Here is a 14,846-nt window from a genome sequence, read left to right on the forward strand (position 1 = left end):
TGCTGATCCATCCTTAATCTACCGTTGTTTTTGTCGTTATTCATTGTACAGGATTGGCTAGGTGAATCCAATATCTAGGCTTAACTAAATCCTTCATGGTGCCTTTGAAATGACTCAAAAATGAACAAGTCAGCCCACGATTGGACCGGCTTGTTCATTAGAATTCAACACATTAAATTGTTGAAAAAGTAAGGCGTGCATTTCAAACCGCTAATTAGGGAGATACGCTCCCCGCGCTGCTATTTTGCTCTGTTTTTGTAGTCGGCAATTGAATCATTGGAGTATTTGATCCACTTACATAGGGAAGTGCTCCATCCCATTTCTTGATGGTTTCATATTCAACGAGTTGACTCGATAATGATTGTTGAAGCTCTTTGTTTGCTTTAGCTTGACCTTCTGCTTCGATCAATAGTTTGTCTGCGTTACCTTGCGCTTCCACGCGCTTACGATCTGCTTCTTTCTTGGCGATCTCAAGTTCAGTTGTTTTACGTTCCAGTTCTTGTGAAGCTTCGACACGCTTATCGATTGCCTCCTGAGTCTTGGCATCAGGTTGAGGAACACCTACGGTAACGTTGGATACAATAAAGCCTAACTCCTTAACGTCATCAGAAAAACGTTGTTGAACATCCACTCCTGCTTCGGATGACTTTTCACCATAAACATCAATGACTGTAAACTTAGAAATACCTTTACGAGCTGCGTCGCGGAAACGTGTTTTGAGATATGTATCCTCAATTTCTTGAATGCTAATTGGCCCAAATGTATTGAATATAGAAGATACTTTACTTGGTTCTACTTGGTAGTTGTAAGCAAAATCGATTGTGATGTTTTTCCCGTCAGAAGTAGCAATCTGAATATCTCTGTATTCAACCGTTTGAATTCGGATCGGATATTTCGTTACTTTATCAAACGCTCCAACTAGTTTCCACCCTTGACTCAATGTACTGTCTTTTACGCCTCCATTTGGTGAATAAACGACCCCAACATATCCATTAGGAATTCGTGTTAAAAAAAAGGTCACCAGTAACACTCCCACAATAATAACTACTGCAACCGCAATAGCCCCTACTTTAAACGTCTTTGAATTTTCCATCACCATTCTCCTCTTGTTTGAATTTATTGTATTTCTTCAACACTCTACTACCTATTTTATTGAATAGCGGGAACATTAATGACCATAGAATAAATGCTAGGATAAAGATTAAAATTATCCCCCCAATAAATGGCATATTCGTCCTCCCCTCTATGGATGTAACCGAGTACAAATTTATAAATAGCAACTAATTATATCCTCCTTTATATATACTTTGTAAAATCGTATTCGGTTTCAAGGATATTCAGACACCATTCCAATATCCTTCTTTGCTGTCAATTGAAAAGAGGGACATAATAATACGGAAGATTTCCCCAATCCCCTCGCCTGCACAATCAAAATATAAAAGAAACCCCGGTAGCACGTCTGCATTCAGCAGCGTACAGCCGAGGTTCATCATTATCATTTCAAATAATACATTATTTATCTCTACTTAAACTCACCTAGTAAAATCATGCTGCCCAATCGTCAGTAATGTTGGTCTGCTCTTACTCCACAACGAAGTCGCAATTTTCGGATTATAATAATAAAGTGCTCCGTGTGTTGGATCAGTGCCATTCAAAGCTTTACGAGCTGCCTGATAGGAAGTCTGGGTTGGCTTTGTATTAAACTGTCCATCGTCTATGGCCGTGAACTGCCCTTTTTGGAAAATCACTTTTGGAATTGATGAAGGGAATGCATTCGAATGGACTCGGTTCAAGACGACCGCGCCTACAGCAACCTGTCCTTCAAAGGACTCTCCGCGTGCTTCCCCATGAATCAGCTTCGCGAGCTGGCGCAGCGTGTTACCTTGGGCTGCAGCCTTCTTGTTCAGTCTGTTCAGTGTTGCCGGGCCTGCAATCCCATCCGCACTCAGCCCCTGAGCCTGTTGGAACTTACGGACAGCGCCTTTGGTGAGAGACCCATAATACCCCGTCAATCCAGCTTTAAAATACCCCAGTTCGTTTAATTGCTCCTGCAATTGCAGCACATGTTCACCGCGAACGCCCTGTTCCAGCTTCTGTGCTCCGGCAGGCGGAGCTGCCATCGTGAGACCGAGAGCCATTGCGAAGGCACCGAGAAGCACACTGACTCGTCCTGCTCTTTTGCCAGCCTTTCTCCCTCTGCGATGGGTGATTTTCCGGCTGATGGTAATAGGTTCCATGTGGTCAGTGCTTGTGTGCAAATCATGCAGATCAAGCCTCTCATCTCCGCTATCTAATCTAAACTCTTCATCAAGGCTGTAGATATAGCTCGTCATCTTCATCTGTTTCATTTCTTTCATCTCTTTAACAGGAGTAAGATCAATCACATCATATCTCCCGTTTATCTCACTTATCTTATCGTTGCCATTATAGCTGTACATTACATTCATACCGACATTATCAGTCACACGTACTACTTCACACACGCCATTCTGTCCACTCATCATATGCTTTTCATTCATTTTATTCTTCTCATTCATCATATTCTTTTCAATCATTTCACACGTTTGATCCATTTCAATTTTGTTCTTCATCATTCCATTAACCTCCACTTTTCTGAATCCAGATCCCACTTCTTCCCCCTGAATCCTCACGGCCCTACATCCCGAGTGTCATTATAGGATATAGAAAAAGTGACGTCTATCGGACCGATGGCGCAGGCGAAAATCCACTCCAAACACATCAAAAAGAGGCATGAGCCCATGGTCACGCCATAGTCATGCCTCTTCTTGTATCAACCTTCTGCCGCTTATCCACCCCGTTATAGTCGTAGGCAGGCAGACCCGCACAAAAGTTGCGTTGTATTTATTGACATTTATTCGGCCAGTTCCAGACCCTTGGTTTCTCGGCCCAGGAACAGCACAGCCGCAGCGCCAATGAGGATGGTCACGAAGAAAATCGTGAAAATTAGGCTGATTGCGACCTCACGCTGAACCAGCATACCAACCATCAATGGAGCAAGCACGCCCCCAATCCGGCCTACCGATGTAGCAAGACCCACACCTGTTGAACGAACGGAAGTGGGGTACAATTCCGGACTGTATGCGTACAGACCGCCCCAAGCTCCCAGATTGAAGAAGGAAAGACAGATACCTGCGGTCAGGATCGTCGCTTCCGTTGTTGCCAGTCCAAAAGCAATCGCACTTACTGCTGTCAATGTAAGATAAACGACAAGTACAAATTTGCGGCCAAACCGCTCAATGAAGTACGCCGCCGTGAAGTAACCTGGCAGCTGTGCGATCGTCATAATCAGCACGTACTGGAAGCTTTTGACCAACGTAAAGCCTTTTGCCATAACAACCGATGGCAACCATAAGAACATGCCATAATAAGAGAAAATGACGGTAAACCACAAGATCCAGAGCATCAACGTTGTGCGGCGATGCGGTGCCGACCAAACCGTGGCTACCTTTTCGCGGAACGTGATTTTCTTAATCTTGGTATTGTTCTTGTAACGAGGCGGGTCCTGAATGGCACGGCGCAGATACAGCGCATAGAACGCTGGAACGGCACCAATGGCAAAAGCAATTCTCCAGCCATATTCCGGGATAACAAAGTTGGCAATGAGTGCCGATACAATCCAGCCACCTGCCCAGAAACTCTCCAGTAGTACAACTGCACGTCCACGTTCTGCCGTAGGCATCGACTCCGATACCAATGTAGATGCCACGGGCAGCTCTCCGCCGAGGCCGATACCTGCAATCAGACGCAGTACACACAATACAGCGAATCCGGTGGCCAAGGCTGACAGACCGCTCGCGATCGTAAAGATCAGTAGGGTCCACATCAAAATGGCCTTTCGGCCGAAACGGTCCGCAAGTGCCCCCGCAAGCAATGCACCGAGCGCCATACCGATGGAGTTGATACTCGTAAGCACCCCGACTTGTCCAGGGCTGAGACTCCATTCCTTGGCGAGTGCAGCCACGATGAAGGAAATCATGCCGACTTCCATTGCATCAAACAGCCAGCTCATGCCGGCACTGAACAGCAGCTTGCGCTGCTTGGGATTCCGCAATACTTCCAGTTTGCTCATGTCTTATAGCTCCCTTGATCTCTATGTAGTCATTCTGACACTAAACCATTATTATGCAGAATGATCCAGAAATCAATGTAAAATACGCATATCCGTTGATCTTCTTCCTATACCTTACCCCTTGAGTGAACCCGCTGTCAGACCTGCTACAAAATAACGCTGGAGCAGAATGAACAGCACGATCATCGGAATGGCTGTTACCAGTACACCGGTGAGCATCATCGGATAGTTGGTCACGTATTCCCCGCGGAACTGCATGAGTGCGAGTGGTAACGTCAGCTTGGACTTACTGCTGAGCATCAGCATCGGAATGAGCAGATCATTCCACACCATAACGAGCAGGAACGTGGCTGTAGCTGCCAGAGAAGGTGCGGCGAGTGGTAGGGCAATCCGTGTATAGAGCCTCCACTCGCTTGCTCCATCCATACTGCCCGCTTCCAGTATTTCCGCATTCAGCATACGCATGAAGCCCGTCAGCATAAATACGGAGACCGGCATCAGCATCGCGGCTGAAACTATAATTAGTCCTGTCAGACTGTCCGACCATCCGAGCGTACGCGTCAGGGAATAGATCGGCAGCATGCTCACTTGGGAAGGAACGATCAGACCTGCAACGAACAAAGCAAACACAATTTTGCCCACACTGCCACCCCAGCGAACAATGGCATAAGCAATCATGCTGCTGAGCAACAACTCAATCGCAACGGTACCCAGCGTTACGACCAGACTGTTCCCGAAATACTGCCACATCGGCTGGTTGCGGAACATGCCAGTGAGATTGTCCCATGTAAACGGGTCCGGCCAGCTAAATGGACTGATGAAGAAGTTGCTGCTCGTTTTGAACGATGACACAAATACAAAGTACAACGGCACGATGATTAGCAGCGCGTACACCAATAAAATCAGGCGGTTGAACCACTTTAGAAACATGTGAACTCCTTTCTGCCTCTTGTGCAGGATAAATGCTCCAGCAACAATATCAATAGCTTACCCGGTCGGCACGCAGCGCCTTGAACTGCAATAACGTCAGCAAAGCGAGCAGAACCAGGAAGATCATCGAACCCGCAGAAGCGAGGCCAAATGAGTAGCTGCCAAAGGCGGTGTGATAGATATAAGTTGTCAAAATTTCAGTAGCATAGTTCGGGCCTCCGTCTGTCATCGTGAAAATGAGATCAAAAGCCTTGAAGGATTGAATCGTGGTATAGGCCACGACAATCGTTGCCGAAGGTGCAAGCAGAGGCCATGTCACGGTACGGAATACCTGCCATTTGCTGCCGCCATCCATACGTGCTGCTTCATACAGCTCCGCTGGAATGCCTTGCAGACCTGCGATAAACACGATCATCATCTGCCCGGCATGTGCCCAGACCTGTACCGCGGCAATCGAGTAAATTGCGATCTTCGGATCACCAATCCAGTTGTGGGCAAAGCTCCCCATACCAGCCTCGTTCAAACCATAGTTAATGAGCCCGATGGAAGGATCGTACATAAAAGCCCAGATCAAACCCACCGATACAGAGGACAGAATCGCAGGCAGAAAATAGAGCGCCCGGAGCGCGATGCGTGTCTTTGTGTTACGTACCAAAAGCAGCGCCAGAACAAGTGAAATAAAGGTTTGCGCAATGACAACCGTTAACATGAACTCGACGTTGTTGCCAAAGGCTTTGCGAAATACGATGCTGCTGAGACTGTCCTTGTAATTATCCAGCCCTACAAATGCATACGACGGGGATACCCCGTCCCAATCCGTAAAGGAGTAGAACAGCCCCGTCAATGTAGGAAATACGAACAGTGCAACGTACAGCAGCAACCCGGGTAACAAAAACAGGGATAGCTGAATACGGTTCTTCATCGTTTATTTCCCGATATGCTGATCAATGATCGCCTGTGCCTGCTGCGCTGCTTCTTCAGGAGAAGTTCCGCTCAGTACAGCCTGAATGGAGTTGGTTACTGCTTTCTGATTATCTCCGTTCAGGATAGTGAACCGTGGCTGGAACACGGTTTTTTTGCTCGCCCAATCTCCGGCAACCTGGAGCTCAGGTGTATCGTACTTCACATCATTCACCGTTACATTCTGTCCTGTCTGGTTGGCATATTCGCCAGCCACTTCCGGATTGCTCAGGAATTCGATGAACTTCTTCGCTTCTTCGGTGTGTTTGGACTTGCTGTTCACCGCAAGCATAAATGTCGTCGTATGAACGCCTTCATACTTCGCCTGATCGGCACTCACCGTAATCGGTGCAAGCAGCTTCTGCTCCAGATTCGGATTTTGAAGCTTGTTCTGTGCCAACTGATACGATCCGCTCGCCAGCATGGCTGCTTTCTCCTGGATAAAGAGTGCTCCCGCTGCCGGGTCTTTCGTTCCCAGTGCGTCCTGCTGGAAGTATCCTTTGTCGTTCAGTTCTTTGATCTGAGTTAAGGTTTTCACCCAAAACTCATCCGTCAGTTTGGCCTCTCCGGCTTCCACTTTGGTAAAAATGTCGTCACTTGGTGCATTGTTCATCACCATCGTATTCATGAATTGGCCCGGACCAATATCCGCTCCAGCAAATGCAATCGGAATAATGCCGTTGTCTTTCAGCGTCTGGCAGAGTGCCAAGAAGCCTTCCCAATCCGTCGGTGGTGTCAGTCCATATTTTTCGAACAGCTTCACATTATAGATTGGATCGTTGTATACGAGTTGATAAGGAATTGCATATTGCTTGCCATCGTGCTGGCCTGCTTCAATTAGCTTAGGATTGTATGCAGACAGAAACGACGATCCAGTCAGATCAGTGAACAATCCGGCTTTGGTGAAGGCTTCGAACTGTGCACCAGGGAAGGAAGCAAATACATCCCCAACTGAACCATCACTGATTTTGGATTGTACAGTAGATTGATATTGATCTGAAGGAAGAGTCTGCATTTCCACATGGATGTTCGGATTTTCCTTTTCAAACGCATCAATCGTCTTGTTCAATGCTTCCACATCCTCTCCACGCCAGTGCATGAAGCTGATTGTTACTTTGCCCGAACCGGAGGAATCGTTCCCTCCTGATACCGCGTTATCCCCGCCGCCGCAGGCAGACAGCAGGATGGACATTACCAGCATACTGACAAGGGGCAGGATATATTTTTGTTTTTTTCTCATGAAAGAAGACCTCCTGAAGGATGTTATATAAGTTAAACAATGATTTTACACTGAACCACTACGCGGTCAGAACCATCTTCCAATCGCTGTTATCCCCAGATTTTTTTAAAATCACTTAATTAAAGGTGGAAATCCGGGGATAAAGGCGAACGCTACGCTTCTCCAGATTTTTTCTGTCCTCTTCGTCACCGTGTAAAAAAGGTTTCACTTATTTAGTTGGTAGTAACTGAATGCTTCTTCTGTCTTATTTTCCACTTCTCACGAATAATGGGCATCACAGTCCGGCCGAAAATTTCGGCTTCTTCCAAATGTGGGTACCCGGATAATATAAATGTTGTCACGCCCAGATCTCCATATTCCATCAATCGTTCTGCGACCTGTTCTGCTGTACCCACAATGAGGATTGCTCCGCCGGAACGTACAACTGACAAACCTGTCCACAGGTTGGGACCTACGACAAACTGCTGCTTCTCGGACAGTTCCCGCAGCTCATTCTGTCTGCGTTGGTTGGTTGCATCCGTCTCTGCGAAGGCTGCTTTGGCTTTTTCGATGGCCTCTGGTGGTACTTTGCTAATAATCTCCCAAGCCGCCGCCCATGCTTCTTCTTCCGTATCCCGAATGAGTACCTGTGCCCGCATACCGTAACGGAGCTGACGATCTTGTCCGGTTTCCTCTTTGATCTGTTCGCGAATGACTTCAATTTCTTCGATCTGCTCCTGAATCCAGTCATGCGGCTCGCCCCACATGAGGAATGTATCTGCGTGTTCAACAGCGACCCGCTTTGCAATCGGTGAACTTCCACCCAAGTAGAACGGCGGATACGGATTTTGCACCGTTTCAGGCATGCCTACCGGACCTTTGAAATTATAATACTTACCGTTAAACTCCGAATTGTCTTCGGATGCTTCCTGATTCGATATGGCACCACTTCCAGCAAACTCGGTCAGATTGAGCCCGGCCGATTGTGTCCATGAACGCTTCATCACTTCCATGTACTCGCTCGCCCGTTCATAACGTTCATCATGGGCATGAGCCAGTGGATCTCCCAGTTCCTCCAAATCCCGAACCGAACTGCCTGTCACCACATTGATCATGGCACGACCGCCAGACAGTTGATCCAGTGCCGCTCCCATACGCGCCGCCAATACAGGGGTGACCAGACCCGGTCGAATGGCCACAAGTGGACGCAGTGTTTTCGTGTGACTCATGACAGCCGAACCCACAACCCACGCATCCAGACAGGCTCCCCCTGTCGGAATCAATACAAATTCAAAACCTGCCGTCTCCGCTGTCTGCGCTACTTGAACCAAATAATCCAGACTCGGTTCCCGCTCCGGGGCAACTCCTACATATTTTCCGTCTCCTGCTGTAGGCAAAAACCAACCAAACTTCATCTCTTCCTGTTCGCTCACGCAAGTCAATCCCTTCTATGAATAAATAAAGTCTCATGTTAAAAATAAGATCGGTGTTGTGCAACATGGCCGTTCCGGGTACGAATCGTTCTTTCGATCGCTGTTATCTCCAGATTTTTTTGATTCACTTTTCCAAGGGGAAAATCCGGAGATAAAGGCGAACACTGCGTTTCTTCCAGAATCGATTTCGTCCCCTCCACTACGTTCGCACTCGTTAAACCTTATTTTTAAAGTGCGCCTAATTTCTAATCAATTTATAAGTACGTACACTTCCAAATGCCGATTAATTAACTTGGTTTAATAGGTATGGACATCATAACAATTGATTTGTCTGTGAGCAATGTCATTTCGCGGCCATTTCATTTTGTCATTTTGTGGTGAATTCACAGGAATAGGTCTTCTCGATCTTGAATATTTACAAAACCCACCTGTATAATAGGTTATAAGAGAAACTTTCAGAGATTACAAACTATACTTATATTAAAGAGGTGTTCCTGATGATCGAGAGCATGAAGGAGGACCACCACGAGTTTTTGGATATTATTTTTTTTACTCCGTCTGAATTCGAGAAAGCCGGTGGAGCATGGCCGATTCGAATCGGTCGTAATATAGCCAAGAGCAACTATCATATCGGCCCTCGAACGACGCCTTTTCATTATTTAATTTTTGTTCTGGAGGGCGAGGGAACTTTCATACAGAACGGACATCGTTATTCCCTGCGTGCCCGCGATGCATTCTGCCTGTATCCACAGGTTACCCATGAGTACTGGTCCGACCCAAAGGAATCTTTGCACAAAATTTTCATTGCCTTTGATGGAAAACATGCAGCTGAACTTTTGGCACGAATCGGGCTTACTCCAGACGCGCCGCATCGTTCAGGCGTACTCACGCCGGAGACGGCAAGTGGCATGCGTGCTTTTATGGAAGAGGTTCGCAAACCTCAGGGAGGCGCAAGCGACCTGGGACGACTTACCCGTTTTCTCGGATTGTTTGACCGGATTGCCAAATCCCCTGCTACCCGAGTGCTTCAACCAGACTCTGCCACACCCTGGCTGCAAAAGGGCAAGGAGTACATGGATATTCACTTTGCCGGCGGCATTACCGTGGAAGGTGTATCTTCTCACGCTGGCGTGGATCGGACCCATTTTGCCAAACAATTCCGTAAAGCCTACGGCCTGTCTCCTGTCCAGTATATTCAACGTCTCAAAATGAATCAGGCCAAACGGTTGCTTGTTCAGACCCCGTTAACGTTAACTGAAGTAGCGCATTCGGTGGGTTACCCTGATCTGTTTTCTTTCTCCAAAGCGTTCAAAAAGCAGGTGGGTCTGCCACCCAACCGATATCGAACGGCCGAGAACAATAAAAGCTGATTTGTCGCCATCCGCATGCTAACGAATAGCAAAAAAAGGCAAGCCTCCTTGATCGGAGACTTGCCTTTTCCTCATTACATATTACAGTGCTCTTTCTTAAACTACATATACCTATTATATACACCCGCTACTTCTTCTCCTCGCTCTTTCGAGCCAGCGGAATTCCGTTTTCCTTTGCATACCATGCTTCATAATGATGCACCGCAACACCTGCAAAAGATGAATGAGAAGCGCCGAGATCAAACACTTTCTTCATTTCTTCATCCATATTGGTGATAGATTTGCTGAAAAAGGTTAGATGATCGCCCTCATGCGTATCAGCCAGTTCGGCTCCAACCCATACCTTCTTGCCAAGCTCATCCGCTTCATCCAGCTCTTCCTTGGACAGATCATACATCTGCTGACCACGATCCCGATAGGCCATGATGGCTACCGCATCAAAGTGATCAATCACCCAGCGGCTGAATGTACCTCCGCCTTCTGCCGACTCGCGAGCATCCAGCCAGAAAGGGATTGCGGCACTCATGTAGAGTCCGGCATCATTACCAGCTTTGGTCCAGGCCTTCATGTTGTCGCTCCACTCCGCAATAACGCTATTCTGCTCGTTCTCCCAGCGTTTTAGCTGATAAGGCTCAACATCCAGCTGAATTCCCTCAAAGCGTTCATTTTTGGCCGAAGCTGCATTATATGCCCGTACTTTTTCAATAAACGCAAGTCCCTCTTCCCGCTTCTCCGTATAGGCCCAGTCTGCATGACCGTTAAGGGCATGTACTTCGATCTCAGCCTGCCTCGCAGCCGCGATGAATTTGCGGTATGTCGCATCGGGTACCTCATCCTGAATTTGCAGGAAAATGGTATTCACGCCCTGCGCCTTGGAGAAGGAGATAATTTCAGGCGTCTGCTCTGCAATAATGGAAGCGTCCCACAGCCAGGTCGCTTTGTGTTCCTCATGTGAAAACCATTTGAGTAGCCAGGGCAGAAGAAGCAGGCAGAACAGCAGGGCCAAGATGGCCCATTTTGCCTTCACCGACAGTTTGCCCCACTTGTTCGTTATATTCCTCAGACGAGCAACGCTTCACTTGGCTCAAGCACAGGGTGCTGTACCGAATGACCAATCTTGTAAATGTGCGGATGTGGATACGTTTTGAACGCATTACGTGTATCCAGAATCGGCACGCCCATCTCGGCAATATCAAAGTAAGGCAAATCGCTGTGGTTGGTGATCAGCACGATGCAGTCGTACTTCTTGAACTGTTCCAAGTTGAACACTTCGCTATATACCGTCTCGCCATGCTTGTCCAGGAACGATTCAGCATGTGGATCATAATAGCTGACATTGGCTCCACCTTCCTTGAACTGTTCATAGATTTCCAGTCCTGGAGATTCACGCAAATCGGCAATATTCGGTTTGTACGACATACCAAGCAACAGAATGTTGGATTTACGTACCGATTTCGCGTACTCATTCAGAATGGTTGATGTTTTGTTCAGTACATAATATGGCATATTGTCATTGGTGGATTGCGCCAGCTCAATGAACTTGCTGTAGAAACGGAATCCTTTAGCCTTCCAGGACAGGTACATCGGATCAAGCGGGATGCAGTGACCGCCGATGCCAGGGCCCGGATAGAAAGGCATGAATCCAAACGGCTTCGTCGCAGCTGCGTCGATAACTTCCCAGATATCGATGCCCATACGGTCACACATCATTGCCATTTCATTAACAAAGGCAATGTTTACGCTGCGGAATGTATTTTCCAACAGTTTGGACATTTCAGCCACTTTTGGTGAAGATACAGGTACAACCGTTTCAACGTATTTGCTATACAACGCTGTTCCCAGTTTGAGGCAAGCTTCAGTTGTGCCCCCGATTACTTTCGGTGTATTAAAAGTAGTGAATCGTCCGTTGGACGGGTCCACACGTTCAGGCGAGAAGCACAGGAAGTAGTCTTTGCCTGCTTCATGTCCGATTTTGTCCAGCTCATCCTGGATCAGTTCTTCGGTAGTACCCGGATAAGTCGTGCTTTCCAGCGTAATCAGCATGCCTGGTTTCATATGCAGTTTAATCTGATCCACAACCGTCTCGATATAAGACGTATCCGGGTCCTGATTTTCACTGAGCGGTGTAGGTACGCAGATGCTCAACGCATCGATCACGCGCAGCATGCTGTAATCCGTTGTAGGCTGGAAGCGGCCGCTTTGCATCACTTTTTTCAATTCCTCGGACGAAATATCGTGAATATAGGAATCTCCCTGATAGATGCTCTCCACTTTGGATGCATCCAGATCAATCCCGATTACCGTGAAACCCTGATTGACCATTTCCACCGCAAGTGGTAATCCTACGTAACCGAGCCCGACCACGCCGAGCACCGCTTCTTTATTTTCGATCGCATTCAGTAATGTGTGGAATTGTTGATTCTCCATGATATTCCCTCCGGGCAGTGTATTTGTTTGGTTGATTGACGAATCCATTTGATAGATGTTTGTCTGTAGATGTACTTATTTGTCTGATAAAAATTAATGAAGGCTATCTGTTTCTCTTGGCTTTACTTGTGGTGCTTTTAATGCAGGCAACGCCTGATTCGGGCATCCAGCTCCACAGGTGAGAACGGTTTGGTCATATAATCATCGACTCCGCTGCGGAAGCATTGACTGATCGTTTGTTCCACACGCTGTTCCGTTAATACGACGATTTTGGGCGGCTGAGCCACATCCAGGTTCTGGATATGTTGAATGAACGGCAGGCCATCAATGCCATACAGGTTCAATTCGGTCAGCACCAGATCAGGCGTGATTTTCTCAATCAGTTCCAGTGCAGCCAGTCCATCCACCGCTTCATAGGTTTCATACCCCTGCATCTTCAGACGCAATTGCAGAAACTCGCGTACCGTCGGATCGTTATCCACAATCAAAATTCGTTCCGGCTCGTCTGCCGTCTTGTCCAGCGTGTAGATATGAATCTCCGACGGGTCTACCAGCTTGGCGGACTCAGCCATATGTTGAATGGTTGCCTTTGAAGGACGCTCACCTGCCGGGAAACTTGCCAGCGTGATTTGCGGATCGGCACCAGGTACCGTCTCCTGCAATTCATGCTTGATGCGAAGCCCCTCATAATGAACCTCATCCAGTGTCAACCCTGGCAGCAGGACAGCAAGTGCCTGTGTGGCTCCATCCTGCCAGACCTGGTAGGCAGACTCACTGGTCTGCTCCAGATGTGTCCTGACCTGCTGCTCCGGCTGAGACGGCCCTGCACAATGGATGAACATTAAGCCGCATGTTTCGGCACCCGTTTCTTTCAATCCCTGTTCTACACTGCGGTACACATTAACGGCAGCCTCACGCTGCAATGTCGCCGTATTTGGCATGTTCTTTTCCACCCTTCTCCCTCGGTTATCTATATTGTTTCTGCTGTATTGCCTGTGCTTAGCTTAAGCCGCCTCGCTTGTCTTCTCTTCCTCGGACCAGCTCTGGCGTGTCATGGTACCCCATGAGTTGTTGTTTTGCATGAACTGGATATGCCCCTGCAATCTCCACAGCACGCCGAGCTGATGATAGCCGACGAATTTCAGAGCGGAGTAGAACAGCATTTTGACCAGATCGGACAGCTTGTTATACCGTTTGAATGCAATTTCCTCAAGCACAAGAGCTCCCACACTGAGCAGATAACCACTCACAATGTTGAGCGATCCAAACAACACAAGTATCGGCCACTGGGTCATATCCATCAGTACATATCCCGTGAGAGCGAGAAGTCCAGTAATTCGGAAATACGGATTCAACGCTTCAAAGAGGATGTTGTACGGCATGGTCAGCATGCCCATGACTTTATATTTCGGGTTGAACAACATGCCGCGATTCTCAATCATGTTCTTCAGATTTCCACGTCCCCAGCGCTTGCGCTGACTGGACAAGATCCGGTAGGAATCCGGCGCCTGTGTCCAGCACACGGCTTCAGGGCAGAAGGCTACGCGGTATTTCAATTTATTCTCCAACATATAACGGTGAAGTTTGATGATAATGTTCATGTCTTCACCCGGATAACCGTCCCGGTATCCCCCAACTGCGATAACCGCATCCTTGCGGAACATGCCGAAGGCGCCCGAGACGATAATCAGACCATTCATGTGACTCCAACCGATTCGTCCGCCGAGAAAAGCTTTGAGATACTCGATGGACTGGAACATTGGCCAAATCTTGCGAGGCAGTGAAACGTCCTGCACTGCCCCATTCTCGATTTTGCAGCCGTTGGCTATCCGTACATCCCCGCCAATAGCCACCGTCTCTTCCGGATTCTCCATATACATGCGAGCCATACGAATCAGGGCATCCTTCTCCAGCAAAGAGTCAGCATCAATGGAAGAAATCAATGGATAATGAGACAGGTTGATTCCGGCATTGAGGGAATCGGCCTTCCCGCCGTTTTCCTTGTCAATGACATACAGGTCGGGGAATTCCGGATTGTGGTAGATCCCGCGAATTTTCTGACAGGAAATCTTGCCCCTAATCATCGTGTTGGGTACCGGCTTCAGACGATATTCTTCCAACAACACCTTTAAGGTGGTATCGCTTGAACCATCATTCACCACGATGACTTCATACGTTGGATAATTCAGCGTCATCAGGCAGTTCACATTTTCAATAATCGTCAGTTCCTCGTTATATGCGGGCACCAGCAAGGAAACCGATGGTACCAGCTCCGAGCCTGACAACGTATTGTATTTGGAATAATGCGATCGCCTGAAGATCGTCCAAATATTACGGAATGATAAGGCCAGAATGGAAAAGTAAAGCGTATTTACGGCAACGACATAATAGATTGCAACCATGCCGTAGATTAATAG

At 47.6% G+C, this 14,846-nt stretch carries 12 protein-coding genes; 1 reads left to right on the forward strand and 11 read right to left on the reverse strand.

The features are described from left to right. Positions 1–214: 214 nt before the first annotated feature. From BLV50_RS26260 to BLV50_RS26295, 7 genes are all read right to left on the reverse strand, one after another. Complete coding sequence (locus BLV50_RS26260) at positions 215–1,093, reverse strand: prohibitin family protein (RefSeq protein ID WP_083584859.1); 879 nt, start codon at positions 1,091–1,093, stop codon at positions 215–217. A 439-nt stretch (positions 1,094–1,532) separates the two neighbouring features. Further along, positions 1,533–2,594 (reverse strand): cell wall hydrolase, encoded by a 1,062-nt coding sequence (locus tag BLV50_RS26270; RefSeq protein ID WP_256338052.1) that lies wholly within the window; start codon positions 2,592–2,594, stop codon positions 1,533–1,535. A gap of 278 nt (positions 2,595–2,872) precedes the next feature. After that, entirely contained in the window at positions 2,873–4,090 is a 1,218-nt protein-coding gene (locus BLV50_RS26275) for an MFS transporter (protein WP_063565627.1), read from the reverse strand. A 114-nt stretch (positions 4,091–4,204) separates the two neighbouring features. Then, positions 4,205–5,020: a carbohydrate ABC transporter permease gene (locus BLV50_RS26280; protein WP_024631084.1), complete on the reverse strand. Its 816-nt coding sequence runs from the start codon at positions 5,018–5,020 to the stop codon at positions 4,205–4,207. Between the two features lie 49 nt (positions 5,021–5,069). Beyond that, positions 5,070–5,942 carry a carbohydrate ABC transporter permease gene (locus tag BLV50_RS26285; RefSeq protein WP_170867933.1) on the reverse strand — a complete coding sequence of 291 codons (873 nt, stop codon included), beginning with the start codon at positions 5,940–5,942 and terminating at the stop codon, positions 5,070–5,072. A gap of 3 nt (positions 5,943–5,945) precedes the next feature. After that, positions 5,946–7,220, reverse strand: coding sequence for an ABC transporter substrate-binding protein (locus tag BLV50_RS26290; protein ID WP_090810729.1), 1,275 nt, complete (start codon positions 7,218–7,220; stop codon positions 5,946–5,948). Between the two features lie 212 nt (positions 7,221–7,432). Then, on the reverse strand, positions 7,433–8,614 hold the full coding sequence (locus BLV50_RS26295) for an LLM class flavin-dependent oxidoreductase (protein ID WP_090810815.1): 1,182 nt from the start codon (positions 8,612–8,614) through the stop codon (positions 7,433–7,435). Between the two features lie 515 nt (positions 8,615–9,129). Between BLV50_RS26295 and BLV50_RS26300 the strand changes: the two genes are divergently transcribed. After that, complete coding sequence (locus BLV50_RS26300) at positions 9,130–10,002, forward strand: helix-turn-helix transcriptional regulator (protein WP_063565624.1); 873 nt, start codon at positions 9,130–9,132, stop codon at positions 10,000–10,002. 127 nt (positions 10,003–10,129) lie between these two features. Here BLV50_RS26300 and BLV50_RS26305 read toward each other — a convergent pair whose 3' ends face one another. The 4 genes from BLV50_RS26305 to BLV50_RS26320 form a co-directional block, all read right to left on the reverse strand. Next, entirely contained in the window at positions 10,130–11,029 is a 900-nt protein-coding gene (locus BLV50_RS26305) for a hypothetical protein (protein WP_240321456.1), read from the reverse strand. A 32-nt stretch (positions 11,030–11,061) separates the two neighbouring features. Further along, a complete protein-coding gene (locus BLV50_RS26310; RefSeq protein ID WP_063565622.1) occupies positions 11,062–12,429 on the reverse strand; it encodes a nucleotide sugar dehydrogenase in 1,368 nt (455 codons plus the stop codon). A 137-nt stretch (positions 12,430–12,566) separates the two neighbouring features. Continuing rightward, on the reverse strand, positions 12,567–13,370 hold the full coding sequence (locus BLV50_RS26315; protein WP_090810733.1) for a response regulator: 804 nt from the start codon (positions 13,368–13,370) through the stop codon (positions 12,567–12,569). Positions 13,371–13,433: 63 nt separating this feature from the next. Further along, the gene (locus BLV50_RS26320; RefSeq protein ID WP_170867934.1) at positions 13,434–14,831 is read right to left on the reverse strand and encodes a glycosyltransferase family 2 protein; all 1,398 of its coding nucleotides are present in this window, start codon (positions 14,829–14,831) and stop codon (positions 13,434–13,436) included. Positions 14,832–14,846: the final 15 nt, after the last annotated feature.

Source organism: Paenibacillus sp. 276b, assembly GCF_900107875.1.
In the GTDB taxonomy this organism is placed as follows: domain Bacteria; phylum Bacillota; class Bacilli; order Paenibacillales; family Paenibacillaceae; genus Paenibacillus; species Paenibacillus marchantiae.